Source organism: Rheinheimera sp., assembly GCF_036782235.1.
In the GTDB taxonomy this organism is placed as follows: Bacteria; Pseudomonadota; Gammaproteobacteria; order Enterobacterales; family Alteromonadaceae; genus Pararheinheimera.
This window is the reverse complement of sequence record NZ_DAIPZL010000003.1, coordinates 154,537-178,903: the sequence shown is the minus strand read 5'-3', so window position 1 is coordinate 178,903 and position 24,367 is coordinate 154,537. Positions and strand designations below refer to the sequence as shown.

Here is a 24,367-nt window from a genome sequence, read left to right as displayed (position 1 = left end):
GTGCGCCTTAGTTATCAGCTGGTCGGTGCTGAGTTTGTCACACATTTAGGGTATCTTAGCGCGAGCCAATTTCCGGAGTCGGTATGAGTTCTATTAAACATTTGTTTCAAAACAACAAAGCATGGGCAGACAGAATTGAGCTGGAAGCACCGGGCTTTTTTAAAAAATTATCAGAACAACAGGCCCCCGAATATTTATGGATAGGCTGCTCCGACAGCAGGGTTCCGGCCAATGACATTGTCGGTTTATTGCCCGGTGAACTTTTTGTGCATCGTAATGTGGCCAATCTGGTGCTGCATTCAGACATTAACTGCTTGTCGGTACTGCAATACGCCATTGATGTGCTGAAAGTAAAACATATTATTGTCTGTGGCCATTATGGTTGTGGTGGTATTAATGCGGCCATGAATAAACAAAAAGTGGGTTTTGTTGATAACTGGCTGCGCAATATCAAAGACGTGTATGCCATTCATCGCGACGAAATCGAAAGTATCAGCGATGAACAGGACAGACTGAACCGACTGTGTGAACTGAATGTGATTGAGCAGGTGCAAAACGTCTGTCATACCAGTTTTGTGCAGGAAGCCTGGGACAGAGGACAGTCGCTGACCGTCCATGGCTGGGTGTACAGTCTGCGAAATGGCCGGGTGAAAGACCTGCGGGTGAGCCACTCCAGCACTGCCACTATCGACAATATTTATACCCTTGATTTAACTGACGACATGCCAAGCGAAAAATAAAGGCGATATATCAGGCAGCAGTCTTTGTTGTTCAACAAACAAAGACTGCACCATTTTTTTTATTGGAAGATCACTTTTTATTGAAAAACGACCTTGCCGTCTTTGCTTTGGGTGTAAGTTGCAGCATGTCCTTTGACCCACTGCCCTTTTTGCAGGTATTCAGAACTGGTCAGCAACTGCTGCTCTTTTAGCGTACTGATGGAGCGCACCATAGTGATGCCATTGGCATTGTTTTCTACTTTTTCTTCTGCAGTCAGCCTGCCGCTTGCTGCATCATATTGCATGGTGCCATGGGTATAAAAACCGGCCGTGGTGAAATAATAATAGGCCAGGCTCTTTTTACTTTTATCCCAGAAAATAATCGATTCACCGCCATATTCACCATGATTCACCGAATGAATCACTTTGATCGCCTGACCGTTCAGCGCCCGCTGCCATAATGAATAATCAATACTTGTTTTGCCTTTTTCCTGAGTCTGCAACTCACCGCGCCAGACTTTATTTAAAAACGGTCGGAATACTTCCAGTTCAGGTGCGAGTTTGTCGTTTTGCTCTGCCGCCTGTACCTCAAATACGGCAACAGCACATAACATCAGCAATGCTGCAATAACTTTCATGCTTGCGCTCCCCGATGGTTTTGCTGATAAAAATCCAGCATTTGCTGTTCAACCTGTTGTGAAAATTGTTTCATCTGAATGGCATATTGCTCCAGAAAACGGTCTTCTGCGGTTTGTGCCTGCCAGGCTGGCACAGCTGCGGTGTTGCCCTGCTCGTCCAGCGCCACAAAAGTAATAATACAATGGTTGGTTTCCGGCAATTGTTCAGTTTGGGTGTCACCTGAGCGCACCTGAATAAAAATATGCATACTGGAATGGCCGGTGTGCACCACTTTTGCTTCAAGTTCCACCAGATGCCCCACCAGAATAGGACGGCGAAAGCGGATGGTGCCGACAGATACAGTGACACAATACAAACCACTCCAGCGTGCAGCGCATGCATAAGCGGCCTGATCAATCCATTTCATCACCATACCGCCATGCACTTTGCCACCAAAATTGACATGGGTCGGCTCAGCCAGAAACCGAAATTCAACAGTACGTTTATGCAGCATATTGTCCGTCATCAGTTTGTTCCCTTTGGTTATAACACCACGGTTTTATTACCGTGTACAAACACCCGGTCTTCAATGACCAGCTCCAGCGCTTTACTCAGGACATTTTTTTCAACATCACGCCCAGCTTTTGCCATATCTTCAGCGCTGTAATTGTGATCAACATTAGTCACCATCTGCTTAATAATAGGCCCTTCATCCAAATCATCGGTGACAAAATGTGCTGTGGCGCCAATAATTTTTACGCCACGTTTAAACGCCTGATGATAAGGATTAGCGCCAATAAAAGCTGGCAGGAAACTGTGGTGAATATTAATAATGCGGTTTGGATAAAGCGCGACAAACTCAGGGCTTAAAATACGCATAAATTTGGCCAGCACCAGATAATCCGGCTGATACTGGTCAATCTGCTGCTGCAACAGTTGTTCGTGTTCTGCCCGGCTTTTATCCTGATGACTGACAAAATGATAAGGCACAGCAAATTTGTCAGCTAAAGCGCCAAGTTCCGGATGGTTGCCGACAATGGCGGCAATATCCAGTTTGAGCGAACCGTCATACACTTTCATCAGAATATCACCAATACAGTGTGCTTCTTTGGTGACCAGGATCACCACTTTTTTATTGCGATCGCTGACCAATTGCCTTTCGCTGCCCTTTGGTAAGGCGCGGTCTAAATCCAACAATAAGGTGTGGTCGTTAAATATGCCCTCCAGCCGGGTACGCATATAAAACTGACCGGATACAGGATCCACATATTCAGTATTGCGAATAATATTCAGCTGGTGTTTGTAGCAAATATTGGTAATTTGTGCGATCAGCCCTTTTGAATCCGGGCATTCAATTAATAAAGTTTTTTGTTCCATCATTGACTCAATACGACATGATTGTTGCAGAAATTCAGCGCGAAGCCTCACTTTAGACGGCCATCCATCTGATAGCAAGTGAAAGCAAAGATGCTGTGTTGTTTTGTACTTTGCTTGTTGTTTGCATCTTTGCTCGCCATAATGCCCAAAGTTGCCGCTGTGCACAGACGAATAAATAAGCCTGAGACCTGAATGAAGCCTTTTGAATTTAATGCTGTTGGTGTAATTGAATCTCCTTATAAACAAAAATTTGCCATACCGCGCCAGCCGGGCCTGATCCCGGAGGCCAGAGGCGCCCTGGTGTTGTCGCCGCCTTATGCCGATGACGCTATAGTGCGTGGCATCGACAGTTTTAGTCATCTCTGGCTGGTGTTTGTGTTTCATGAAACAGCGGATAAAGGCTGGTCGCCTTTGGTGCGCCCGCCACGTTTGGGTGGCAACGATAAAAAAGGTGTATTTGCCACCCGCGCAACGTTCAGACCAAACCCAATTGGCTTATCTGTCGTAAAGCTGGAAGGGGTTGAACGCCGAGGCGATAAGCTGGTGCTGAATTTAAGTGGCATTGATTTACTCGATGGCACGCCGGTGCTGGATATCAAACCTTATTTACCTTATGCCGACGCGCTGCCACAGGCCAATGGCGGTTTTGCTGATGCAGCACCACAGACCGACATGACGGTGTCCTTTAGTGAACAGGCCCTTGCCTTTTGCCAGCTACAACAGCAACTACCGGATTTACAGGTTTTTATCGAAAAAGTACTGAAGCAGGACCCTCGCCCGCCTTATAAAAAGCAGCGGGAGGAACAACAAAGTTATGGTATGACTTTATATAACTTTAATATTAAATGGACTGTAGATGGCAACCACAATTATGTTAGTGAAATCAAAACCCAGCACAGTTAAAAAAGGTTTAATCACACGCCTTTTCTGTCTGCTGGCCATGACAATGCCGGCGAGTTTTCAGCTTGTAGCTGCCGATATTCCACTGTTGCCGGAGCCTGTCAGCAATCAGCTGGTGCTGCAGGCTTCAGTGCGTGGCCAGCCTTATCTGGCCAGTTTTGCAGGTTTGGGCGCGGCCAAAACTTCAGCGGCCATGCACAATAAAGTGTGGCAACTCAATATAGGCCAGTCGAACTGGCAAAGTATTGCGGCTTTGCCAAGTGCCAGCAGAGTCAATGGCCGTATTGCCGCCGCAGGCGTTGAACTGAACAAACATTTTTTTATTCTGGGCGGTTATGGTCAAAGCAGCGACGGCAAAAGTGGCACTTTAGCCGACAGTTATCGTTTTAGCCCTGTCACCCAAAGTTACAGCAAATTGCCCGATATGCCGGTGGCTGTGGATGAAAGTGTCGCAGTGGCCCATAAAGACAGGTACATCTATCTGCTGGCCGGTTTTCATAACAGCGGCGCGGTAAATCTGGTGCAGCTTTTTGACAACTTTACGCAAAAATGGAGTCAGGCCACACCTTTGCCGGGTAGCGCTGTGTTTGGCCATGCCGGTGTGCTGGTGGGCAATGAGATTTTATTTTGTGATGGCGTAAAAACCAGCACAACCGCAGATGGTTCAAGCCAGTTTGTGCCCGAGGCCGCTTGTTATCTTGGCGAAATTTCCGATAAAAATGCCAGCCAAATCAGCTGGCGTCAGATAGCGCACCACGGCGGCAAAGCCCGTACCCGCCAGGGCGCAATAGCGGTGGACGTCAATGGCGAAACCATGGCGGCTTTTGTTGGCGGCAGTGAAACCCCTTATCATTTAAATGGCGTCACAGATGAGGGGAAAACCATTAACCCCAGCAATGCGATTTATCTGTATTCATTTAAGCAGCAACAATGGCTCAAAGCGGCGCCCAGCGAAACCGCAGTGATGGATTTACGCAGTCTGGTATTAATAGACGGCGAAATTTTCAGCATTGGCGGTATGTTAGCGGGCCAGCAACTGAGTAATACCGCGATAAAACACAAGATTAAACTTCTGCCCGAGTAAAGGCCTTGTTAGAATAAGGTCAAAGGGCTCATTTTCAGTGGAACAGTTATGCGCAGCAGTCAGTATTTATTATCAACCTTAAAAGAAACACCTTCAGATGCCGAAATTATCAGCCATCAGCTGATGTTACGGGCTGGCATGATCCGCCGTGAAGCCTCCGGCATGTATACCTGGTTACCAACTGGCCTTAGGGTATTGCGCAAAGTTGAAGCCATAGTGCGCGAAGAAATGAACAAAGCAGGCGCTTTGGAAGTATTAATGCCCATGGTGCAACCAGCTGAATTGTGGCAGGAATCTGGCCGCTGGGAGCAAATGGACGCCGAGCTGTTACGGTTTAAAGACCGTCATCAACGTGATTTTGTGCTTGGCCCAACCCACGAAGAAGTGATCACAGATTTAGTGCGTAAAGAAATCAGCAGCTATAAACAGCTGCCCATCAATATGTACCAAATTCAGACGAAGTTCCGTGATGAACGCCGCCCACGTTTTGGTGTGATGCGCGCGCGCGAATTTTTAATGAAAGACGCTTATTCATTTCACTTAAGTCAGGAATGTCTGGAAAAAACTTACCAGACCATGTACCAGGCTTATAGCAATATTTTCACCCGTTTAGGGCTGGATTTCCGCCCTGTGCTTGCTGACACCGGCGCTATTGGCGGTGCGGTTTCGCACGAATTCCACGTGCTGGCCGCTTCTGGCGAAGACGCTATTGTGTTCTCTGATGAAAGTGATTACGCCGCCAATATTGAAAAAGCCGAAGCTTTGGCGCCAACCACGGCCCGCCCTGCAGCCAGTGCCGCTAAAACTGAAGTGGCGACGCCAAATGCCGGCACTATCGCTGAAGTGTCAGCTTTGTTAAAAGTTGATGCCACTCAGATTGTCAAAACCTTGCTGGTGCACGCAGCTAAAGCTGACGACAAAGCCCCACAAACTTTAGTGGCGCTGGTGCTGCGTGGCGACCATGAACTCAATGAAATTAAAGCCGATAAACATCCGTTGGTGGCCTCCCCTTTAACATTTGCCACTGAAGCAGAAATTCTGGCCGTAACAGGCGCCAACGCCGGTTCTATCGGCCCTGTTGGTCTGTCTGTTCCGGTGGTGGTGGACAGAAGCGCAGCTGTGCTTGCTGATTTTGTTTGTGGTGCCAATAAAACCGGTTTCCACCTGACCGGCGTTAACTTTGACCGTGATATCCAATCTTATGAAGTGGCGGATTTACGCAATGTGGTTGAAGGTGACCCAAGCCCATGTGGCAAAGGTAAACTTGTGATCAAACGTGGTATTGAAGTGGGCCATATTTTCCAATTGGGTGATAAATATGCCGCAGCGATGAAAGCCGGTGTACTGAATGAAGAAGGCAAACACCAGATCATGACCATGGGTTGTTATGGTGTGGGGGTGTCGCGCATCGTGGCCGCTGCTATTGAGCAAAACCACGACGAATACGGCATTACCTGGCCTGCGGCTATAGCACCATTCCAGGTGGCGCTGGTACCAATGAATATGCACAAATCAGTACGCATTCAGGAAGCCACTGAACAGCTTTATAAAGAGCTGATGGCGGCCGGTATTGAAGTGTTGTTTGATGACCGTAAAGAGCGCCCTGGTGTAATGTTTGCCGATATGGAGCTCTTGGGTGTGCCGCATCACATTGTGATTGGCGAGCGCAACCTGGACGAGCGTAAGGTGGAATACAAAAACCGCCGTACCGGTGAAAAACTGTTGTTGAATTTAGACGAAGTACTGGCAACGCTGCAGCAACAGCTGAAATAAGCCAATCACAGCAGTCGCAAGCCCGGATCCTGCCTGCAGTATTCGGGCTTTTTATTCAGGGTGTCATTAGGGTTGTCACTTCAGCACTACGCTGATGTGGTATCTAAGCGAAATCTGCATCGATAGTTGCCGCGTAATACACCCAAACCAGCTATTGATTGTTAAAGGAGCGTCCATGTTGTATTGGAATAGCCGCAGCCTGCCTGAACTGCAGGGACTGAATTTTCGTGAACGTATGCAGGTGCTGCGAAGTGCCGCGGATAGCCTGCCAACCCCACAAAAGCTGCTGCTGAATCTGTTAAAACTGGCGGTGTTAATTCCGTTATTTTTACTGATTGCCAGGGCACCGGATCTGGCCACAGCGGCGCTTTATGTACTGACACTGGTGCTGTTATACCCGCTTGTCACCCGCCCTTTGACTTTTTATCTGGTGCGCCCTTCATTAGCGAAAATCAGAGCAAATCTGGCGGCTAAATCTTAACTGCTGAACGCCCCTGGCTCTGCAATCTAAAAGCACGCTGCAGACTGATTGATAACAATAAAAAAAACCACCTCAGCTGAGGTGGTTTTTCTTTATCTATCAATCTCCGGCTTGTGTTGCCGCTTGCTTTGTTCGCGTTTTATTTTACGCCATGCATCAGTTTATTGATCAGCGGTGAAATCAGCAGCAGTAAAATACCTGCACCTAACAGCAGATAAAAACTGAAACTAAAGCCAGCCAGCGCCGATTCAATGGTCATACCGGTTTCACCGGAAATTTCACCGGCCAGAATACCAGACAGGTTATTACCTGTGGCCACCGACAGGAACCAGGCGCCCATCGCCAGACCAACATAACGCACCGGCGCCAGCTTGGTGACCATCGACAAACCAATAGGTGATAAACACAGCTCACCAATAGATTGCAGCACATAACACAACACCAGCGGCCACAGCGGGATCAAACCATTAGCATCCACCAGCTGGGTTAATGCAAACATCAGCACCAGGAAACCCAGCGCGTTGCCGAGTAAACCTAAACCAAACTTAAACGGAATTGTTGGTTCCATTTTACGTTTGCTGGTGAAATACCAAATAGCGCTGATCACAGGAGCAAACAGGATAATAGCCAGTGAGTTTACTGACTGGAACCAGCCGGTTGGGAAGATAAAACTACCGTCAGCAAAAATGTCACGGTTTACCAGATTTTGCGCCAGGAAGTTAAAAGAGCTGCCGGCCTGTTCAAAGAACATCCAGAACGTCACGTTAAAACCAAACAATAACAGCAGTGCACAGACACGGTGCATCTGGATACGGCCATTTTGTTTGCCTTCAATCAGCAGCATACCGGCCACAATCACAAAAAGCACCCCTAACACCCAGGCCAGCGTCTGCGCGCCCATACCTGCCATCAGGAAATACACCACAGGCACTGCAACCACCACACCGGCAATGACATAAGCCAGCATTTTGCCCGCCGGTTTATCTTCCGGCATCATGCCAATGCCTTTGAGTTGTTTGCGACCGATATAAAACCAGATGGTGCTTAAAATCATGCCAATACCGGCAGCGCCAAACACCGCTTTATAGTTCTGGTGTTGGGGTGTGCCAAAAATTTCACTGGCCAGCCAACCGGTTAATAACGGGGACAACATACCACCTAAGTTAATGCCCATATAAAAAATGGTAAAACCACGGTCACGACGGTCATCACCCTGTTTATACAGCTGACCCACTAAAGAAGAGATATTCGGCTTAAACAAGCCATTACCAACCACAATAACGGCAAGGCCTAATAAGAACACGTCCAGGCTTGGCACCATGATCATAAAAAGACCAATCGACATCACCACAGCGCCGAGCAAAATTGAACGCTGGTAACCAATAATACGGTCGGCCACATAACCACCAAAAATAGCGGTGGCGTACACTAAGGCCAGATAAGCACCGTAATAACGGCTGGCATCACCTTCACCTGAGGCATTACCGGCATAAAACTGCGCCACAATATATAAAGTTAATGCCCAGCGAATACCGTAGAACGCAAAACGCTCCCAGAATTCCGCCATAAACAACATCCATAATGGTTTTGGATGTCCCCATAAAGTTTCAAACTCTGGCTGATGGGTTATGGTCTGGGTTTGGCTCATACGCACACTCCGAAGTTTTGTCGCAGGCGCATAGCTGAGCGCAGCGTGTGAGCGCTGTTGAGGGTTTTCAGCATGGTGATTTCCTGTTTCTAATAATTATGTGAATGATAATTACGGGTTGAGGGTGTTTGGTTTTCGGTTAACGGACGTTTATACCGCAATAGGCGCTGAAAAAAAAGAGGCAACCCAAGCGGTTGCCCTTTTTTACCGCGAAAATCCGCAGATCTGCGGAATTTTGGCGACAGATCGGATCACTCCAGAAATTCTTCCAGTGCCTCTTCGTCCACTTCTGCAGCAGGTGGATTACCGTCATACAACTGGTATTCCTGACGTTGGAAATAAGCGTCTTTGACAAAAGCATAAGGGTCCAGCGAGTCGTTCAAAAGCTTTTCCTGTTGCATCAGCGCTTCACGCGCCGACAGTGCGCCAATGGTAAATTTGGCGATGGTTTGTGGGCTGTTTAATACCGACATCGGGAAATACAGGTTATCCACCACATCACCGGTCAGGTTACGCACTGTCGAAGGGCCACGCGCCGGGATCATCAAAAATGGACCATGGCCTACCCCCCAAACCCCTAAAGTCTGACCAAAATCTTCTTCTTTCACTTCAAGTCCTGCAGCGGTGGCCACATCAAATAACCCCACTAAACCCACAGTGCTGTTCAGTAAAAAGCGGCCGGCACTGACGGCAGAACTTTTGGGTTTGCCTTGCAATAAACCGTTAAAGAAATTGGCTGGCTCACTTAAGTTATTGACCATATTCGATAAACCAGTGCGGGCCGGTTTTGGCACCACCGCCATATACCCCTGGGTGGCGGGTTTGAGTAAATAAGCGTCCAGATAATCGTAGTTAAAGGTCCACATGGCGCGGTTCACTGATTCAAAAGGGTCACGTTCATCAGTGATAGCCTCAGCCTGCGGCTGTGCTGTTGCAACTTCTGTATTGTTAACTGCAACATCAGCTGTGGGCTTTTGTGGTTTAGCGCTACAAGCTGCCAGCGTGGTAAATAACAGCGCCAGCGTCATTTTAAAAAGTGGATTCATCCATTTACTCCAGTGAAAGTGTCAGCTCCTGCTGACCATCTTTTAATTCAATAAGTTCTGAAACTATTTCCGGGTCGCCCGCTGTTTTGGCAACGGCACCCGACTGACTGATCCGTGCTGATACCAGCACCTGCGCCACATTATCCAGGCCCCAGCCAGGCTGCATCACCATATTCGAGTTCAGCTCAATCTGACGACTGCCGCTAAAGACCGCCAGTTTTCGCACTGCCAGTGGCATAGGCGGGCCTTCGGCCGCTTTGGCTAGCACAAATAAACTGGCGTCTTTAAATTTTGCTGCCAAAGCAGCACTGATCTGTAAAGTCAGCATAATACGACGTTTAGGCGTGGCCGGATCTACAGCAGCGTTTTGGTCAGCCGAAGTAGCAGCTTGAGTGTCAACAGCAACAGCGCCTGCCCCTTCAGTCACTTTGGCCAGTTGCTGCTCCACCATGGCGTAACGTGGGTCATTTTTATCCAGTTGTGATAACAACATGTCCCAGGCCGCTTTCGCCTCAACCAGATCACCCCGCTCCTGGGCTATCAGCGCCAGCATCGACAAGGCGTCCTGATTCATCGGATCTTTACTCAGCACCAGCCCCAGGCTTTGTGCTGCTTTTTGCAGATTGTCGGCATTGTCGGTTACCAACAGCGCCTGGGCGTAACTTAACAGCACATTGGCGCGCTCTGGGGTTAGTTTCAGCGCTTTTTCAAAAGCCTCAATAGCGTCATCCACTAATCCCTGTGAAAACCAGATGCGGCCAAGCACATACCAGGCCACTGCGTCGTCGCCTTCATTGGCCAGTTTGGTGCGAAGCGCCAGCGCAAATAAACTGATTTCTTTTTCACTGAGCGGCTCGCCTTTATTAAGCAGCGCCCGCTCGCCATAAGAAGGTAAATTTTGTTGTGCCAGCTCCCAGTCAGCCAATTGCCGGTAATGACCACTGAGGCCATAAGCAATGCCCACCACCACAAGCACCAGTACCAGAGACAGCGGCGCCAGCCAGGGTGTGTTGTTACCGGCAAGAGCCGCCTGACGCTCCCCGATAAACTGGCTTTTTAATTCATTGGCTGCACTTAAAAAATCTTCAGCCGCCAGCTCTCCATTGTCTCTGGCCTGTGTCAGTGCATGCAAACGCTCGGCAAAAAGCTCGGTCTGGGTTTGTTCGGCGCTACCGGCTTTACGCGGCCACCATAACAGCAATACCACCACAGCCAGCATCAGCAGCGCCGCTACACTTAATTGCATCAACATTAATCCGGCTCCTTTGATGATTTTTCTGCCATGGCCTGTTTAATCATCGCCTGCAGTTTTTGTTCAAGCTCAGGGTCAACAGCGTCCGTTTGTTGCAGTTGCTGCGCTTTTTGTTGTTTTTGCAACATCACCCAGAACAAAGCAGCCAATAACAACAAAGGCGCCAGCCATAACCAGATTGTGCTCCACTGCACCGGCGGCTGATAATGCACAAAGTCACCATACCTTTGTTTCATATAATCAATCACTTGCTCTTTGTTTTGCCCTTGCTGCACCAGCTGATAGGTTTTTTCGCGCATATCCACCGCCACCACAGCGTTGGAATCGGCAATATTCTGGTTCTGGCATTTAGGGCAACGCAACTCGGCCGTCAGTTCACGGTACAGCGCTTCTTGCCTGGCATCCTGAAAAGGCAGCAACTCTTCTGCCGCAGTGGCAGCAAAAGCCGAACATAAAAACAAAGCGAATAACAAAGGGCTGAACGCCCCTAACAACAGCTGCATCTTAAGGCGCATTGGTGGCTCCTTCACTTTGTTGTCCGCCGGCGCCTGTCGCCTGGGCTTCCTGCACAACCGCCTGATATTGCGCAGCTAAGGCAAGCCAGTTTTGCGGGTTAATATCGCCAACATGGTGGGCGCGGATTTGCCCCTGTGCGTCAATTAAGAAGGTTTCAGGCGCACCTGTCACCCCTAAATCAAAAATCAGGCTACGTTTTTCATCCAGAATATTCAGCTGATAAGGATTGCCCTGCTCGGCCAGCTTTTTTGCCACATCCTGCTGTAATGCCGCTAAATCAAAAGTCTCGCCAAAGGCACTGTCCTGCGGCTGCACATAATACAAACCCACAATCTCAATGCCCTGCTGGCGCAGCTCGGTTAAAAAACCAAGCTCGGCATTACAGGTTGGGCACCACAGGCCCCAGACATTCAGTAAATACACTTTGCCTTTGAGATTGTCGGCGCTCAGCATCCGCTGTGGCTCCATCAGATCCGGCAGTGAAAACGCCGGCAAAGGTTTGCTCAAAAGCGCCGAGCCATGCTGGCGCGGGTCGGAAAACAAACCGCTGAATAAAAAAGCCGACAGCGCAATAAAAAGCACAAAAGGAATAAAAAACATTAACTTACGCATGTTCAGCTCCGGCAATTGCAGCTGTTGTTTCCCGCGTTTTTACGTCAACATGAACGCTGGCGCGACGGTAGCGTTTATCCAATAGCGCGAGCAAAGCACCCAATGCCATCAATACACCACCCAGCCAAATCCAGCGCACAAAAGGTTTGACATAAACCCGCATCGCCCAGGACGGGCCGCTCAGCTCTTCTCCCAAAGCCACGTATAAATCGCGGCTTAACCGGGCGTGCACCGCAGCTTCGGTCATCACGGTTTTTTGCAGTGGATAAAAACGTTTTTCTGCGTGCAGATGGGTCACTTTTTTGCCATCGCTGTACACTTCCAGCTCAGCGGCCTGGCCACCATAGTTCGGGCCGTTCAGCGCATAGACGTCGGTCAGCGTAAAGTGGTAACCATTGAGCTCCACTGTGTCACCAATTTTCATCCGTACGTCTTTTTCCACACTCAGGGTTTTGGTCATGGCCACGCCAATCACCAGCACGGCAAAGCCAATATGCGCCAGCGTCATACCCCAGTGGCTGGCCTGCAAACGGCCGATGCCAGTGCTGAAACCACCCAGCTGCTGCGCACGCTGATATACCTCACCAATGGCTGACATACCAACCCAGGCACCGAGCAAACAACCCAGCAGCGCCAGATTGGCCGCTAACGACTGTGTTGCGGCCAGATAACCAATAGCCATAGTTAATGCCAGCAGCGCCACTAGGGTCAGCGGTTTTAATAAAGGCGGCAGTTGCTGTTGTTTCCAGCGTACCCAGGGGCCAAGCCCCAGCAGTAAACTAAAGGGGATCACCAGGTAATAAAACAGCTGATTAAAAAACGGCTCGCCGATAGAAATAGAACCCAGGCCTAATTCTTTGTGAAACAGCGGGTATAAAGTGCCTAAAAACACTACCAAAGTGGCGGTCAGTAAAAATACGTTATTGCCCCACAACAACACTTCACGGCTAAACAGCTGATAGCGCGCCTGCGAGCGCACCGCATTCATCCGCAGCGCATATAAAAACAAGGAACCGCCCACCACCAGCAGTAAAAACGCCAGTAAATACAAACCACGGCTTGGATCTGAGGCAAAAGAATGCACAGACACCAGCACACCGGAGCGCACTAAAAAGGCGCCCATTAAACTTAAGGAAAATGCCGCAATGGCCAGCAGCACGGTCCAGGACTTAAAAGTGCCGCGTTTTTCGGTGACCGCCAGCGAATGCAACAACGCAGTGCCTACCAGCCAAGGCATAAAAGATGCGTTTTCAACAGGATCCCAGAACCACCAGCCGCCCCAGCCCAGTTCGTTATAAGCCCACCAGCTGCCGAGCATGATGCCCAGGGTTAAAAACAACCAGGCAGCTAAGGTCCATGGCCGTGCCCAGCGCGCCCAGGTACTGTCAAATTTACCGCCAATTAAAGCGGCAATGGCAAAAGCAAAAGAAACGGCAAAACCGACATAACCCACATACAACAAAGGTGGGTGCACTATCATGCCAAAGTCTTGTAGCAGCGGGTTTAAGTCACGGCCTTCCACCGGAAAAAACGGCAGGCTGCGCTCAAAGGGGTTGGACATAAAAAGCGAAAAGGCAATAAAACCAACACAGATAAAGCCCATCACCCCCAAAATGCGGCCTTGCATCAGCAGCGGCAAGGAGTTGGAAAAGAGCGCCACCAACGCAGTCCAGAGCGCCAGAATAGTGACCCAAAGCAGCATGGACCCTTCGTGTGAGCCAAAACTGGCAGTCAGCTGAAAATACCAGGGCAACACACTGGAGGAGTTACTGGCAACGTTAATCACAGTAAAATCACTGTGATAAAAAGCGTACATCAGACAGGCCATGGCGGTGGCGCTGAATAAAAACAGACCAATGGCCAAAGGTTTAGCCAGCAATAACGCCCGCACATTACCGCTGTAACTGCCATACATAGGCACTAGCGCCAGTAAACAAGACAAGGCAAAAGCAAATATCAGCGAAAGCTGACCAATCTCAGGAATCATTATTGGGTACCGCCCTCTGTTGCTGTGGCTGGCTTGTCCGTTGTTTTTGCTTCAGTTGTGGCAGCTCCAGACGTGGCGGAAGCATCTGTGCCAGCCGGATAGGTATATTTAGGCACCACATGTTTAATGCCTTTCACCGCTTCTGCTACTTCCGGCGGCATATATTCTTCATCATGTTTGGCCAGCACTTCAGTGGCCTGAATATTGGTGGCATCGATTAAAGTGCCTTGTGCCACTATGCCCTGCCCTTCGCGGAATAAATCCGGCAGTATGCCGTCATAATGCACTGTGACTGTCGGACCTGTGTCGGCCAAAGCAAAACTGACTTTTAAACTGCTGTCGTCCCGTTTGACCGAGCCAGGCACCACCATACCGCCAATACGCAAACGCTGGCCCGGCACGGGTTTAACTTTGTCTTTTCCTAAACCTTCCAGCAACTGACTTGGGGTATAAAACAAATCAACGTTTTCATTCAGCGCATACAACATGGCCCCCACAGCACCACTTAATAACAACAAAATGGCGCTGACGGCCATCAGCCGCTGTTTACGTCTTGGATTCATTGTGTTCTTCCTCAAGTTGTTGCTGCGCACGCACTCTGTGTTCACGCTGTTGTTTTTTGGCTAAGTCCTGCAAAATCCGGCTCTGACTGCGCTGGCTAAACCACCAAAGCGCGGCCAGCAGCCCGTAGGTACTGCCAAAGGACAACCAGACAAAAAGCGCATAACCGCCCATCTGCCAAAAGGCACTGAGTGACTCAAAATAAAATTCCGGCATCAGACACCCCGCCCTGCTTTTGTTTGCTGCACATTTGTTTGCTGCACATTTCCTTGCTGAACATGGCCTTGCTGCACATTTCCTTGCTGAACAGACTGCTGCGCCAAAGTGCGAACCCAGGGCCTGTGCTGTTCATTCAGTAAAATTGCGGTGCGAAGGCGCAAACAGGTCAGCGCCGCCAGCAATAAGGCAAAACCTAAAATTCCCAGCACTAAAGGCCACAGCATCGAAGGGTCAATCGAAGGTTTGGCAAATTTGGTGATAGTGGCGCCCTGATGCAGGGTATTCCACCATTCTACCGAAAAGTGAATAATCGGCAGATTCACCACCCCAACCACGGCCAGTAAAGCTGAAGCTTTAGCGCCAAGCTGGCGATCGGCAAAAGCGCCGGACAGCGCAATCACACCTAAATATAAAAACAATAAAATCAGTTCAGAAGTCAGTCTGGCATCCCACACCCACCAGGTGCCCCACATAGGTTTGCCCCAGGCCATGCCGGTCAAGAGGGCAATCAGGGTATACACAGCGCCAATAGGGGCAATGGCGCCAACGGCCCACTGTGCCACTTTAATTTGCCATACCAGCGCTATAAAAGCGGCAATCGCCATACTGCTGTAAGCACCCATAGACCAAATTGCCGCAGGCACATGAATATGAATAATGCGGTAACTGTCGCCTTGCTGATAATCAGCCGGGGTAAAACCAAGGCCCCAGACGGTGCTTAGCAACAACGTCAGCACAGCCAGCGTCATTAACCATGGAAACCACAAACCGCAGATGCGGTACAAAGTTTCAGGTTTGGCATACGGATCAAGCCACTTAAACATATCACCCCACGTTTAATCTTAATGCTTTTAATACCGCAAGCGGCACCAGCGCTGCCGCCAGACACAACATGGCCGCTAATACGGCCAATTGTGCCGAATAGTCCAGTCCCAGCGTGGCATTCTCCACAGCGGCGCTGGCAAAAATCAGCAGCGGAATATACAAAGGTAAAATCAGTAAGGCCAGCAGAATTCCGCCTTTATCGGCAGATAAAGTAAGGGCTGCGCCCAGTGCCGCCAGTAAATTTAATAACGGCGTGCCCAGCAGCAAACTCAGCACTATCGCCTGCCAGGCTGCAGTACCCAGGCCAAGTAATAAGGCAATCAGCGGCGATATCAATAACAACGGCAAGGCGGTGCTGCACCAGCTGCTGCTGATTTTGGCCAGCACATAAGGAAATAACGGGTCTCTTGCCGTAACAAGTTGCTCCAGCGTACCCTGGCGAAAATCTTCTTTAAACAAGCGTTCTGCGCCAAGCAACACACTCAAAAGCGCCGCTATCCAGACAATGCCGGGCGCAATTTCGGCCAGCAAATTCGGTTTAGCACCTACACCGAGCGGAAATAAGGTGAGGACTATGACAAAAAACATCAATGGATTCAGCCAGTCGGCTTTTTGCCGGGCCAGTAAGCGCCATTCACGCACAAAAGCGGCTTTAAACATTACCATCGGTAAACAAGCTCCAGGGTGCGGCTTTGCGGGAACTGTTGTTCCATCGCCTGGTGAGTGGTCAGAATAATGGCGCCGCCCTGTTCAAGATGCCGCTTAAACTGCTGTTGCAGCAGCTGAATGGCACTTTGGTCCAGCGCGGTAAAAGGCTCATCTAAAATCCAGAGTTTTGCCTGGGTTAACCACAAGCGCGCTAAAGACACACGGCGTTGCTGGCCGGCCGATAACATCTGACAGGGAATATCTTCAAGGCCAGCCAAACCCAGAGTGGCCAGCACGGCAAAATAATCGGTTTTTTTCAGCGCAAATGCTGCCTGCCAGAATTCCAGATTTTCAAGCGCGGTCAGCTGGGGCTGTACCCCACTTAAATGGCCGATAAAACATAAAGATTGGGCAAAATCACTCTGTGGCGCGCTGTTTGACGATCTGTGAGATAACGGCTCGCCACACCACAACACTTGCCCTTCATCAGGTGTAGCCAAACCCGCCAGAATACGCAACAAACTGCTTTTACCGGCGCCGTTTTTACCACTGATATGCAATAACTCACCTGCTGCGAGCTCAAGGTCAACAGCATCAAACAGCACCCGGTCTTGCCGGACACAACAAAGGGCCAAAGCAGTTAATAAGTTTGTCGACACCAGAGAAACAGCCATCAAAAAAAACAGCGCGCATCTTAACATATTGGCGTTAGAATACGCATGCGCTATAACCTTGATAGCCGCTTAAACAGCCAAAATTATGAACCAGATCAATCTTGATTCTCTGTTACACATCGGCAGCACTCCGGCATCAGCTGCCAGCCCCGCTGTGCTGGCGCCGCTGAAGCTCAGCCCCGACACCCTGTATCAGGGTTTGCTGAATATTGGCCGTGATGGCAGCAGTCAGCTGCAGCTGAGCACAGCACAAGGCCCGGTACAGATTAAATTAAGCCCTGAGCAAACCCGTTTATTGCAGGCTGGCTTACAGCAAACAAGCACAACAACCTTAACAACTGCCACCATTGCAACTCAGCCTCAGACGAGCGCTCATCCACAGCAACCCGGCCAACCTCAGGGCCTAATCAATCTTCATCTGGCGCTAAAGCAGCTGCCGTCAGGCCAATTGCAGCTGCAGGTACAGCCAAACGCCAATCCACCGACGGCCGTCAGCTTCAGTAGCGCTGCGCTGGTTAAACTATTAGGCGCCCCGGAGCACAGCAATCAGTTGCAATTGGAAGTGCAGTTAAGCCGCAGCGGCGAAAAACTGTTATTACAGCTGCCGAATCAGCGCCAGCTGCAATTGCCGCTCAGTTTTGTGCCACAAAGCAGCCAATGGCCACAGCAGTTTCAAACCAAAGCTTTGCTGCTGCTCGATGCCAGTACAACACAGCTTCAGATCAAACTAAAACTCGACACCGTTTTACCAGAAATCTTGAAAAACTCTGCTGCAGAAGTTACCAAAAGTCCGGAGCAAAACAGCAGCTCAGCCCAGTCCAAAACCGGCGCAGGCACAACACAGTTATTCTCTGACAGCAAGGCAGCAAGATCTGAAAACGCAGCAGCGGCCAGCACTTTGCCCGCCGCAGCTTTTAGCGATAAAACAGTGAGCCTGAGCCAGGCTCAGAACCGTGAACTGCTGCCATTGCTGGCCAAAGCGCTGCAACCTGCGCTGCTCAGTGCTGAAACTAAACCAGGTGCTGATGCCAAACCGCTGCAACAATGGCTGCATAATCAGCTCAGCGCAGCACAACAGGCCACGGCCAAACAAATCCCGACCCAGTTGCAACAAGGTGCCGACTGGCAATTAAGTCCGTCCAGCCATAAATCTGCGCCACAACAATGGCAATTACAGCTGAGCCCGACGCCGCCAAAAGGCGCTGTACTGGAGCTCAGCCCGCAGCAGCTGAACCGTACGCTGCTTTGGCAAACAACAACTGCCGATAGCCAGCAGAAAACCCAGGTCGATATGAGCCAGCTGTGGCGGCAATGGCTGCCGCTTTCCGGCGCCAAAGCAGATCCACTGCGGGTACTGCCAGAGCTACCGGCTGCGCTCAACGCCGTTTTTACTGAACTGAAAGCACAAAGCCTGGATGTGGCCAAGCCGGTGCAAAGCAGTCAGTTGCTGACCCAATTAAACGCCGCTTTGCAATTTAACCCGCTACAACAACTCCCTGCCAATACCAGCAGCAGTGCCGGCACTTTGGCCGTTGCGCTGCAACTATTGCTCGGAAGGCTGGCTGGCGCGAGCACCACAGAGCCCAAAACTCCGGTGGCGGCCAAACTGCAGCAGTTGATAGGCCAGCTTGATAACACACAAAGCAGCAATTTACTCAGACAACTATCGAGCCATGCCAGCACAATGCAAGGCTCGCAGCTGGCATCTGTGGAGCAGCAGCAACAACCACAGCAAAATCAGCAACTTTTTATTCAGCTGCCGCTGCAACAGGCGGGAGACAGTCGTTTTGCTGAGCTTGCCATCAGTGAGCGTGAAGCCGACGGCAAAAGCGGCAATGCAAAAACCCGGCAGTGGCTACTGACGATGAAATTTGATTTGGCCGAGCTTGGCCCCTTGCTGGTACAGGTGCGGTTAACAGGTCAGGACGTTAGCCTGCAGTTTTATGCTGAGCAGGAAAAAGTAGTCAGTACTGCCCAGCAGTTTTTACCGCTGTTCAAAGACCGGCTGAAATTACAGGGGCTCAGTGTCAGCGAAGCTCAGTGTCAGCTCGGGAAAATTCCGCCGCAGCTTTACCAGCGCAGCAATAGTTTATTGGCCGTTAAAGTGTAACTATATCAAGGTGTAGCCATGAGCAAAACCCAACAAGACAAAGCGGCCATCGCCCTGCACTATGACGGCAAAACACCGGGCAAAGCGCCGACCATTATTGCCAAAGGCCATGGTGATTTAGCCGATGAAATTATTCAGCTCGCCAAAGAACACGGTATTTTAGTGCATGAAGATGAGGAGCTCACCAAGCTGCTCAGACAAATGGAACTGGGTGACCAAATCCCCAAAGAGCTGTATTTACTGATCGCGGAACTGATTGCTTTTTCTTATGTGCTGCAGGGGAAATTTCCGGAGCATTGGGAAAACATCCATGAGCGTATTGATCTCAAAACCTGACCCCTGATGTCTGCAGTTTTCTACTCTGATCACACAAATTAAGTCCCGATTGAACCGCCTTTTTACGCCGACCGAAAAATAAATTTGCTGCCAAATTGGCGACTTAGCCGCCATTTTCACTGGTCGGAGATCTGCAAAGCGTTTTTCTTCGTCTAACCTGATAAGTCTTAATTGAATATCAACTGAATGAGGTGCGCTGATGAACGTACAGGATCTGAAACTCGGCATGTTGTGTCAAAGCAAAAAAGGTGTGGGTGTGGTCAGCTGGATAGACGCGCAGGACAGAGCTGTGTATTTATCCGATTTACACGACAACAACAAACATTTTGCAGTGAGTTTTGAAGAGCTGCAGGACGAACCTCAAATTCATCAAACCACTGATATTTATTATTAATTGAAATCCCGCCCTACTTAAAAAAAACGCCTGCAACTGCAGGCGTTTTTTATGCAAAAGGAAAACACTCGGGTTATACCCTGGTGCGTTTTTTCCCTTTAAAAGCAGGCTTGGCCGGACGGGCCGGTTTGTCTTGCTGTGGTTTTTTTTCAGCTTTTGGCGCTTTTTCCGGGTTTTTCAGTGCAATCTGATGTTTACGCACCGCCCTTTTAATAGAAGCCATCCGGCGGCGGCGCTCGTCTTTGTCTTCAGGTTTGGCCAAAGACTCAGTTTCATAATCCAAATGCACCAGTTTACGCAGGTAGTTCACATCTTCCAGTGCATATTCAGTGTAACCACCGGCAGGCAGATGTTTTGGCAATAATAAATCACCATAACGCACCCGAATTAACCGGTTGACTACAGCGCCCTGCGATTCCCACATCCGGCGAACTTCGCGGTTGCGGCCTTCGGTCAGGGTGACGTTAAACCACTTGTTAATGCCTTCACCGCCACTGGCTTTGATTTTTTTAAAGGCGGCTTTACCGTCTTCGAGCTCAACACCGGTGCGCAGTTTTTGGATCATCGCGTCTGTCACTTCACCAAATACCCGCACCGCATACTCACGTTCAACTTCAAATTTGGGGTGCATTAAGCGGTTGGCCAGTTCACCGTCTGTGGTAAACAACAACAAACCTGAGGTATTGATATCCAGCCGGCCTATCGCTATCCAGCGTGAACCGCGGATTTTTGGCAGGCGGTCAAAGACCGTCGGCCGGCCTTCAGGATCAGTGCGCGAACAAATTTCACCTTCAGGCTTGTGATACGCAATGACGCGGCAGATTTGTTCAGTTTCAGCAGCAAGTTTGACCGGATGGCCATCAACCCGCACCAGTTGGGTCGGCACGACCCTGTCACCGAGCTGCGCGACCTTGCCGTCGATAGTCACGCGGCCTGCGCTGATCCAGCTTTCCATTTCGCGGCGTGAACCCACACCGGATCGGGCCAGCACTTTTTGTAACTTTTCACTCATGATGTCTCCTCAGTCATCGCGACTGTGTTTAATAAAGCAGCGCTGTCGAGCGTCATCGCTGCCTGTGCGGAAAATTCAGTTAAAGCCGGCAATGCAGAAAGCGACTTTAAGCCAAAGTAGTTTAAAAATTCGGCTGTGGTGGCATACAAACCCGGTCGCCCCGGCACATCTTTGTGCCCCACCACTTTCACCCAACCCCGGTCGAGCAAGGTACGGATGATCTGACTGCTGACAGTTACACCACGCACCGCTTCAATTTCACCGCGGGTGATAGGTTGACGATAGGCAATCAGCGCCAGAGTTTCCAGTACAGCACGGGAATAACGCGGTGAACGCTCAGGCCAGAGTCTGGCCAGATAGTCACTCCATTCACTTTTGGTCTGAAAACGATAACCAGTTGCGGTTTCCACCAGCTCAATACCCCGGCCCTGATAATCCTGCTGCAGCTGTTTCAGCGCCTGGCTCAGCCGCTTTTTTGACAGCTGAAAATCCGCCAGCACAGTGGCTGTTAAATCGTCCGTGGTTAACGGCCTTTCGCTGGCAAATAAGCTTGCTTCAAGCAACTGTACTAACTGGCTGTCGTTAATTTTGCTGACCAATAGAACATCCTGTGGCTGTGGGTCTGTGGTTGCGGCAGGCAGGAAAACACCGCCATTATGCCAATTTCAGATGGATCTGACCATAGGCTTGCACCTGTGTCAGCTGCACCAGTTTTTCTTTGGTCAGTTCTAAAATGGCCAGAAAACTCACCACCACCCCGGCTCTGCCTTCTTCTAAGTGAAAACATTGCTCAAACAGCAGATAACCCTGCTGCGCTTTGAGCAACTGTAAAATCTGGCTCATCCGCTCGCGGGTGGATAATTTTTCTTTGGCAATATGATGATGCTGAAAATCCTTCACTCTTTTGGCCACATCGGCCAGAGCCGATACTAAATCGGCCAGCGATACTTCAGGCAAAATCACCAAAGGCGCAAAATTGTCGGCAAGTTCAGCCTGTACTTTAAAAAAGTCGCGCTCTTCCCTGGGCAGTGCGTCTAAATCTGTGGCAGCCTGTTTAAACTGCTCGTATTCCTGCAAACGGCGAATCAGCTCTGCCCTGGGATCAGCTTCTTCCGCATTCTGATGGGCATGCACTGGCAATAACAAGCGTGATTTTATTTCCGCCAGCATGGCCGCCATCACCAGATATTCGGCGGCAAGTTCAAAATTCATGCCCTGCATTAGTTCAATATATTCAATATATTGCTGGGTAATTTCATGCACCGGCAAATCAACAATATCAAACTTATTCTTCCGAATAAGGTACAGCAAAAAATCCAGCGGGCCTTCAAAAGCTTCCAGCAGCACTTCCAGTGCATCAGGGGGTATATATAAATCTTCCGGCCGCTCCAGCACAGCTTCGCCACGCACAAAAGCCAGCGGCAGCGGCGGCTGAATAGTTAAAGGTGTTAATTCGGCCTGCGGCAAAGCGGCGGGTTCGGTTGATTCTGGTTGTGGTTCTGTGATATCAGCCACTGATAGCGCTCAACTGATTATAAAAAAGGCGCAACAGGGCCTGCGCCCTCGCGCACTATCACAGCGACATCGTCGGATAAGTCCACCACTGTGGTTGGATTACCCGGCAGTACACCACCGTGCATAATTAAATCAACCTGGCGCTCGAGCTGATCGCGTAAATCCTCCGGATCGGACTCGGTAAACTCCTGGCCAGGCAAAATTAAACTGCTCGACATTAAAGGCTCCCCCAGCTCTTCCAGCAGCGCCAGCGCTATTTTGTGATCCGGAATACGCAAACCCACGGTTTTTTTCTTTTCGTTCAGCAATCGTTTTGGCACTTCTTTGGTGCCACGCAAAATAAAGGTATAAGCGCCAGGAGTGTTGTTTTTAATCAGCCGGAATGCGGTGTTTTCAACTTTGGCATAAATAGACAATTCAGATAAATCGCGGCACATCAGCGTGAAGTGATGATCGCCACTGATATGACGGATTTGTAAGATGCGCTCCATCGCTGCTTTATCACCAATATGGCAGCCCAGCGCATAACCGCTGTCGGTTGGGTACACCACAACCCCACCCTGCTTAATAATATGCACTGCCTGTTTAATTAAGCGTTGTTGAGGTGTTTCCGGATGCACATAAAAAAACTGACTCATAAAACTCCCTGTCAGCGCCATTTTATCGTTGTCATGTCGCTGTTTTTAAATTTTTAATCGTTTGATCAAACGTTGCTGATTTTGTCTTTTAGTAGCAATAGCAAGGATTTAGCCAATATTCAAGCAGGCTGTTATTGTGGCAAAGGCAAAGATTCTGCTGCAGCTTCAGTGGTGTTGATCTTGGGATCACTGCCAATTTCTGTGCCGGCAACAGTGTCAAACTGCCAGTTTTGCCAGATAGGGATAATATCGTCGGTCATATATAAACCACGCCCCAGTTCATTCCACTGCGTCGGCTGGTGAAAATCTGAGCCTACTGAGGCTTTGAGTTCAAACAACTGGCAAAGCCGCCAAATTTCGCGTTTTTGCACCGGCGTTTGTTGCGGCGACGCTACTTCAGCGGCATCACCACCGCAGAGCGCAAATTCGCGCATTAATTTTGTCAGCCATTTGCCATTGAGGTTGTATTTTAAAGGATGCGCCAGCACAGCCACACCACCGGCGTCGTGGATCCACTGTACTGCTGTGGCTAAATCCACCCAGTTATTTGGTACATAACCGGCTTTGCCACGCGCCAGATATTTTTTAAATACGTTGTTCATCGAACTGGCTTTGCCGATATTCACCAAATGGCGGGCAAAATGGGTACGGGTAAGCGCTGCGCCATTGGCCAGCTCCAGCACAGCAGGTAAACAATCCGGCACCTGAAATTTGGTTAAACGCCTGGCCATCTCGGTGGCGCGCTCCAGCCGGCGTTGTTGCTGACTTTCCAGCCTGGCCAACAATTCAGGGTCGTTGGGGTTAATTTGCAAACCCACTATATGGATTTCAAATTCGTACCAGGACGTAGAGATTTCCACACCATCAATCAGCTGCAGTGGCAGTTGCTGTGAAGCGATATGTTCAGCAGCAATGGCAAGGCCAGCCACAGTGTCATGATCGGTAATGGCCAGCACATTGATTTTTTGCGCAACGGCGCGCTCCACTAAATCTTGTGGGCTTAAAATGCCGTCGGAGCAAAAAGTGTGGCTGTGTAAATCTATTTTCATGGTGAGTCTCTAATCAAACGGCCGCCATTGTGCCACAAAAGCAGCATCAACAGCGGTTATTCTGTTAAAGCTGAGCTCACAGCAGCATCCACAGGCACATCAAAGCCTTGCAGCAACAAAGCAACACCAGAAAAACAGAGCCGTCCAGACTTTTATACGTTTTATTTTGTGTTTATGCCAAATGCAGCTTGACGAAACCTAAGCATCTGCGGTTTGATAGGGGCAGAATTTCACAGGGTGTACTTCAGTATGATGTTACAAACAACCTTAACCAACTGGTGGTGGCATACTCCTTAACGGGCGTGTGTTGGTGTTGTTTACCCTGAATAAACCCCAAGAGCCCGTTTTCAGCAAACGGGCTCTTTTTTTTGAC

27 protein-coding genes are annotated in these 24,367 nt (G+C 49.6%); 8 read left to right on the top strand and 19 right to left on the bottom strand.

Annotated features, from left to right (window positions below; translation table 11 throughout):
* The first annotated feature begins 83 nt into the window (after positions 1-83).
* The gene (can, locus tag V7P87_RS04890; RefSeq protein ID WP_260656686.1) at positions 84-740 is read left to right on the top strand and encodes a carbonate dehydratase; all 657 of its coding nucleotides are present in this window, start codon (positions 84-86) and stop codon (positions 738-740) included.
* 77 nt (positions 741-817) lie between these two features.
* Here the strand turns inward: can and V7P87_RS04885 are convergent, their stop codons facing one another.
* The 3 genes from V7P87_RS04885 to purU are packed head-to-tail and all read right to left on the bottom strand — an operon-like array spanning position 818 to position 2,714.
* Complete coding sequence (locus V7P87_RS04885; RefSeq protein WP_333796426.1) at positions 818-1,357, bottom strand: hypothetical protein; 540 nt, start codon at positions 1,355-1,357, stop codon at positions 818-820.
* Positions 1,354-1,863, bottom strand: a complete 510-nt coding sequence (locus V7P87_RS04880) for an acyl-CoA thioesterase (protein WP_333796425.1) — start codon at positions 1,861-1,863, stop codon at positions 1,354-1,356. Before V7P87_RS04880 ends, V7P87_RS04885 begins: the two co-directional genes overlap by 4 nt.
* A 17-nt stretch (positions 1,864-1,880) precedes the next feature.
* Complete coding sequence (gene purU, locus V7P87_RS04875) at positions 1,881-2,714, bottom strand: formyltetrahydrofolate deformylase (protein ID WP_333796424.1); 834 nt, start codon at positions 2,712-2,714, stop codon at positions 1,881-1,883.
* Positions 2,715-2,906: 192 nt separating this feature from the next.
* Here purU and tsaA point away from each other — a divergent pair, with 192 nt between their 5' ends.
* The 4 genes from tsaA (at position 2,907) to V7P87_RS04855 (ending at position 6,952) form a co-directional block, all read left to right on the top strand.
* On the top strand, positions 2,907-3,617 hold the full coding sequence (gene tsaA, locus V7P87_RS04870; protein ID WP_333796423.1) for a tRNA (N6-threonylcarbamoyladenosine(37)-N6)-methyltransferase TrmO: 711 nt from the start codon (positions 2,907-2,909) through the stop codon (positions 3,615-3,617).
* Positions 3,618-3,660: 43 nt separating this feature from the next.
* Positions 3,661-4,698, top strand: a complete 1,038-nt coding sequence (locus V7P87_RS04865; RefSeq protein ID WP_333796422.1) for a Kelch repeat-containing protein — start codon at positions 3,661-3,663, stop codon at positions 4,696-4,698.
* Between the two features lie 48 nt (positions 4,699-4,746).
* Positions 4,747-6,471, top strand: coding sequence for a proline--tRNA ligase (locus V7P87_RS04860; protein WP_333796421.1), 1,725 nt, complete (start codon positions 4,747-4,749; stop codon positions 6,469-6,471).
* 175 nt (positions 6,472-6,646) lie between these two features.
* On the top strand, positions 6,647-6,952 hold the full coding sequence (locus V7P87_RS04855; RefSeq protein WP_333796420.1) for a DUF6170 family protein: 306 nt from the start codon (positions 6,647-6,649) through the stop codon (positions 6,950-6,952).
* A 139-nt stretch (positions 6,953-7,091) separates the two neighbouring features.
* On the opposite strand, the gene V7P87_RS04850 is transcribed toward V7P87_RS04855, so the two are convergent.
* From V7P87_RS04850 to ccmA, 11 genes are all read right to left on the bottom strand, one after another.
* The gene (locus tag V7P87_RS04850) at positions 7,092-8,600 is read right to left on the bottom strand and encodes a peptide MFS transporter (RefSeq protein ID WP_333796419.1); all 1,509 of its coding nucleotides are present in this window, start codon (positions 8,598-8,600) and stop codon (positions 7,092-7,094) included.
* 251 nt (positions 8,601-8,851) lie between these two features.
* A complete protein-coding gene (locus V7P87_RS04845; protein WP_333796418.1) occupies positions 8,852-9,646 on the bottom strand; it encodes an MlaA family lipoprotein in 795 nt (264 codons plus the stop codon).
* A gap of 4 nt (positions 9,647-9,650) precedes the next feature.
* Positions 9,651-10,898 carry a c-type cytochrome biogenesis protein CcmI gene (ccmI, locus tag V7P87_RS04840; protein WP_333796417.1) on the bottom strand — a complete coding sequence of 416 codons (1,248 nt, stop codon included), beginning with the start codon at positions 10,896-10,898 and terminating at the stop codon, positions 9,651-9,653.
* Complete coding sequence (locus tag V7P87_RS04835; RefSeq protein ID WP_333796416.1) at positions 10,898-11,413, bottom strand: cytochrome c-type biogenesis protein; 516 nt, start codon at positions 11,411-11,413, stop codon at positions 10,898-10,900. The genes ccmI and V7P87_RS04835 overlap by 1 nt, the downstream gene beginning before the upstream one ends.
* Entirely contained in the window at positions 11,403-12,026 is a 624-nt protein-coding gene (locus V7P87_RS04830; RefSeq protein WP_333796415.1) for a redoxin family protein, read from the bottom strand. The genes V7P87_RS04835 and V7P87_RS04830 overlap by 11 nt, the downstream gene beginning before the upstream one ends.
* Positions 12,019-14,013 (bottom strand): heme lyase CcmF/NrfE family subunit, encoded by a 1,995-nt coding sequence (locus V7P87_RS04825; protein ID WP_333796414.1) that lies wholly within the window; start codon positions 14,011-14,013, stop codon positions 12,019-12,021. Before V7P87_RS04825 ends, V7P87_RS04830 begins: the two co-directional genes overlap by 8 nt.
* Positions 14,013-14,576 (bottom strand): cytochrome c maturation protein CcmE, encoded by a 564-nt coding sequence (gene ccmE, locus V7P87_RS04820; RefSeq protein ID WP_333796413.1) that lies wholly within the window; start codon positions 14,574-14,576, stop codon positions 14,013-14,015. The genes V7P87_RS04825 and ccmE overlap by 1 nt, the downstream gene beginning before the upstream one ends.
* A complete protein-coding gene (gene ccmD / locus V7P87_RS04815) occupies positions 14,560-14,790 on the bottom strand; it encodes a heme exporter protein CcmD (protein WP_333796412.1) in 231 nt (76 codons plus the stop codon). Before ccmD ends, ccmE begins: the two co-directional genes overlap by 17 nt.
* Positions 14,790-15,617 (bottom strand): heme ABC transporter permease, encoded by an 828-nt coding sequence (locus V7P87_RS04810; RefSeq protein ID WP_333796411.1) that lies wholly within the window; start codon positions 15,615-15,617, stop codon positions 14,790-14,792. Before V7P87_RS04810 ends, ccmD begins: the two co-directional genes overlap by 1 nt.
* A 1-nt stretch (position 15,618) precedes the next feature.
* Positions 15,619-16,284, bottom strand: a complete 666-nt coding sequence (ccmB, locus tag V7P87_RS04805; RefSeq protein WP_296299405.1) for a heme exporter protein CcmB — start codon at positions 16,282-16,284, stop codon at positions 15,619-15,621.
* A complete protein-coding gene (gene ccmA, locus V7P87_RS04800; protein WP_333796410.1) occupies positions 16,278-16,925 on the bottom strand; it encodes a cytochrome c biogenesis heme-transporting ATPase CcmA in 648 nt (215 codons plus the stop codon). The genes ccmB and ccmA overlap by 7 nt, the downstream gene beginning before the upstream one ends.
* Before the next feature lie 100 nt (positions 16,926-17,025).
* Between ccmA and fliK the strand changes: the two genes are divergently transcribed.
* The 3 genes from fliK to V7P87_RS04785 all read left to right on the top strand — a co-directional run bounded on the left by fliK (position 17,026) and on the right by V7P87_RS04785 (position 19,780).
* The gene (gene fliK / locus V7P87_RS04795) at positions 17,026-19,050 is read left to right on the top strand and encodes a flagellar hook-length control protein FliK (RefSeq protein WP_333796409.1); all 2,025 of its coding nucleotides are present in this window, start codon (positions 17,026-17,028) and stop codon (positions 19,048-19,050) included.
* 18 nt (positions 19,051-19,068) lie between these two features.
* A complete protein-coding gene (locus tag V7P87_RS04790) occupies positions 19,069-19,386 on the top strand; it encodes an EscU/YscU/HrcU family type III secretion system export apparatus switch protein (protein WP_333796408.1) in 318 nt (105 codons plus the stop codon).
* 199 nt (positions 19,387-19,585) lie between these two features.
* Positions 19,586-19,780, top strand: a complete 195-nt coding sequence (locus V7P87_RS04785; protein ID WP_260656665.1) for a hypothetical protein — start codon at positions 19,586-19,588, stop codon at positions 19,778-19,780.
* Positions 19,781-19,853: 73 nt separating this feature from the next.
* Here V7P87_RS04785 and rluB read toward each other — a convergent pair whose 3' ends face one another.
* The 5 genes from rluB to rnm all read right to left on the bottom strand — a co-directional run bounded on the left by rluB (position 19,854) and on the right by rnm (position 23,994).
* Entirely contained in the window at positions 19,854-20,792 is a 939-nt protein-coding gene (rluB, locus tag V7P87_RS04780; RefSeq protein WP_333796407.1) for a 23S rRNA pseudouridine(2605) synthase RluB, read from the bottom strand.
* Positions 20,789-21,391, bottom strand: coding sequence for an SMC-Scp complex subunit ScpB (gene scpB, locus V7P87_RS04775; protein ID WP_333796406.1), 603 nt, complete (start codon positions 21,389-21,391; stop codon positions 20,789-20,791). Before scpB ends, rluB begins: the two co-directional genes overlap by 4 nt.
* A gap of 55 nt (positions 21,392-21,446) precedes the next feature.
* Positions 21,447-22,259: a segregation and condensation protein A gene (locus tag V7P87_RS04770; protein ID WP_296299579.1), complete on the bottom strand. Its 813-nt coding sequence runs from the start codon at positions 22,257-22,259 to the stop codon at positions 21,447-21,449.
* Positions 22,260-22,324: 65 nt separating this feature from the next.
* Positions 22,325-22,945 (bottom strand): L-threonylcarbamoyladenylate synthase, encoded by a 621-nt coding sequence (locus tag V7P87_RS04765; RefSeq protein WP_296299399.1) that lies wholly within the window; start codon positions 22,943-22,945, stop codon positions 22,325-22,327.
* A gap of 131 nt (positions 22,946-23,076) precedes the next feature.
* On the bottom strand, positions 23,077-23,994 hold the full coding sequence (gene rnm, locus V7P87_RS04760) for an RNase RNM (protein ID WP_333796405.1): 918 nt from the start codon (positions 23,992-23,994) through the stop codon (positions 23,077-23,079).
* Positions 23,995-24,367 lie beyond the last annotated feature (373 nt).

Bases quoted from the DNA above. Each gene is read 5' to 3' on its own strand.
- V7P87_RS04855 (WP_333796420.1), top strand. From the start codon at position 6,647: ATGTTGTATTGGAATAGCCGCAGCCTGCCTGAACTGCAGGGACTGAAT.
- rluB (WP_333796407.1), bottom strand. From the start codon at position 20,792: ATGAGTGAAAAGTTACAAAAAGTGCTGGCCCGATCCGGTGTGGGTTCA.
- V7P87_RS04835 (WP_333796416.1), bottom strand. From the start codon at position 11,413: ATGCGCCTTAAGATGCAGCTGTTGTTAGGGGCGTTCAGCCCTTTGTTA.
- purU (WP_333796424.1), bottom strand. From the start codon at position 2,714: ATGGAACAAAAAACTTTATTAATTGAATGCCCGGATTCAAAAGGGCTG.
- can (WP_260656686.1), top strand. From the start codon at position 84: ATGAGTTCTATTAAACATTTGTTTCAAAACAACAAAGCATGGGCAGAC.
- V7P87_RS04885 (WP_333796426.1), bottom strand. From the start codon at position 1,357: ATGAAAGTTATTGCAGCATTGCTGATGTTATGTGCTGTTGCCGTATTT.
- ccmE (WP_333796413.1), bottom strand. From the start codon at position 14,576: ATGAATCCAAGACGTAAACAGCGGCTGATGGCCGTCAGCGCCATTTTG.
- rnm (WP_333796405.1), bottom strand. From the start codon at position 23,994: ATGAAAATAGATTTACACAGCCACACTTTTTGCTCCGACGGCATTTTA.
- tsaA (WP_333796423.1), top strand. From the start codon at position 2,907: ATGAAGCCTTTTGAATTTAATGCTGTTGGTGTAATTGAATCTCCTTAT.
- ccmD (WP_333796412.1), bottom strand. From the start codon at position 14,790: ATGCCGGAATTTTATTTTGAGTCACTCAGTGCCTTTTGGCAGATGGGC.
- V7P87_RS04845 (WP_333796418.1), bottom strand. From the start codon at position 9,646: ATGAATCCACTTTTTAAAATGACGCTGGCGCTGTTATTTACCACGCTG.
- V7P87_RS04790 (WP_333796408.1), top strand. From the start codon at position 19,069: ATGAGCAAAACCCAACAAGACAAAGCGGCCATCGCCCTGCACTATGAC.
- ccmI (WP_333796417.1), bottom strand. From the start codon at position 10,898: ATGTTGATGCAATTAAGTGTAGCGGCGCTGCTGATGCTGGCTGTGGTG.
- V7P87_RS04880 (WP_333796425.1), bottom strand. From the start codon at position 1,863: ATGACGGACAATATGCTGCATAAACGTACTGTTGAATTTCGGTTTCTG.
- fliK (WP_333796409.1), top strand. From the start codon at position 17,026: ATGAACCAGATCAATCTTGATTCTCTGTTACACATCGGCAGCACTCCG.
- ccmB (WP_296299405.1), bottom strand. From the start codon at position 16,284: ATGGTAATGTTTAAAGCCGCTTTTGTGCGTGAATGGCGCTTACTGGCC.
- V7P87_RS04850 (WP_333796419.1), bottom strand. From the start codon at position 8,600: ATGAGCCAAACCCAGACCATAACCCATCAGCCAGAGTTTGAAACTTTA.
- V7P87_RS04865 (WP_333796422.1), top strand. From the start codon at position 3,661: ATGCCGGCGAGTTTTCAGCTTGTAGCTGCCGATATTCCACTGTTGCCG.
- V7P87_RS04810 (WP_333796411.1), bottom strand. From the start codon at position 15,617: ATGTTTAAGTGGCTTGATCCGTATGCCAAACCTGAAACTTTGTACCGC.
- V7P87_RS04765 (WP_296299399.1), bottom strand. From the start codon at position 22,945: ATGAGTCAGTTTTTTTATGTGCATCCGGAAACACCTCAACAACGCTTA.
- V7P87_RS04825 (WP_333796414.1), bottom strand. From the start codon at position 14,013: ATGATTCCTGAGATTGGTCAGCTTTCGCTGATATTTGCTTTTGCCTTG.
- V7P87_RS04830 (WP_333796415.1), bottom strand. From the start codon at position 12,026: ATGCGTAAGTTAATGTTTTTTATTCCTTTTGTGCTTTTTATTGCGCTG.
- V7P87_RS04860 (WP_333796421.1), top strand. From the start codon at position 4,747: ATGCGCAGCAGTCAGTATTTATTATCAACCTTAAAAGAAACACCTTCA.
- V7P87_RS04785 (WP_260656665.1), top strand. From the start codon at position 19,586: ATGAACGTACAGGATCTGAAACTCGGCATGTTGTGTCAAAGCAAAAAA.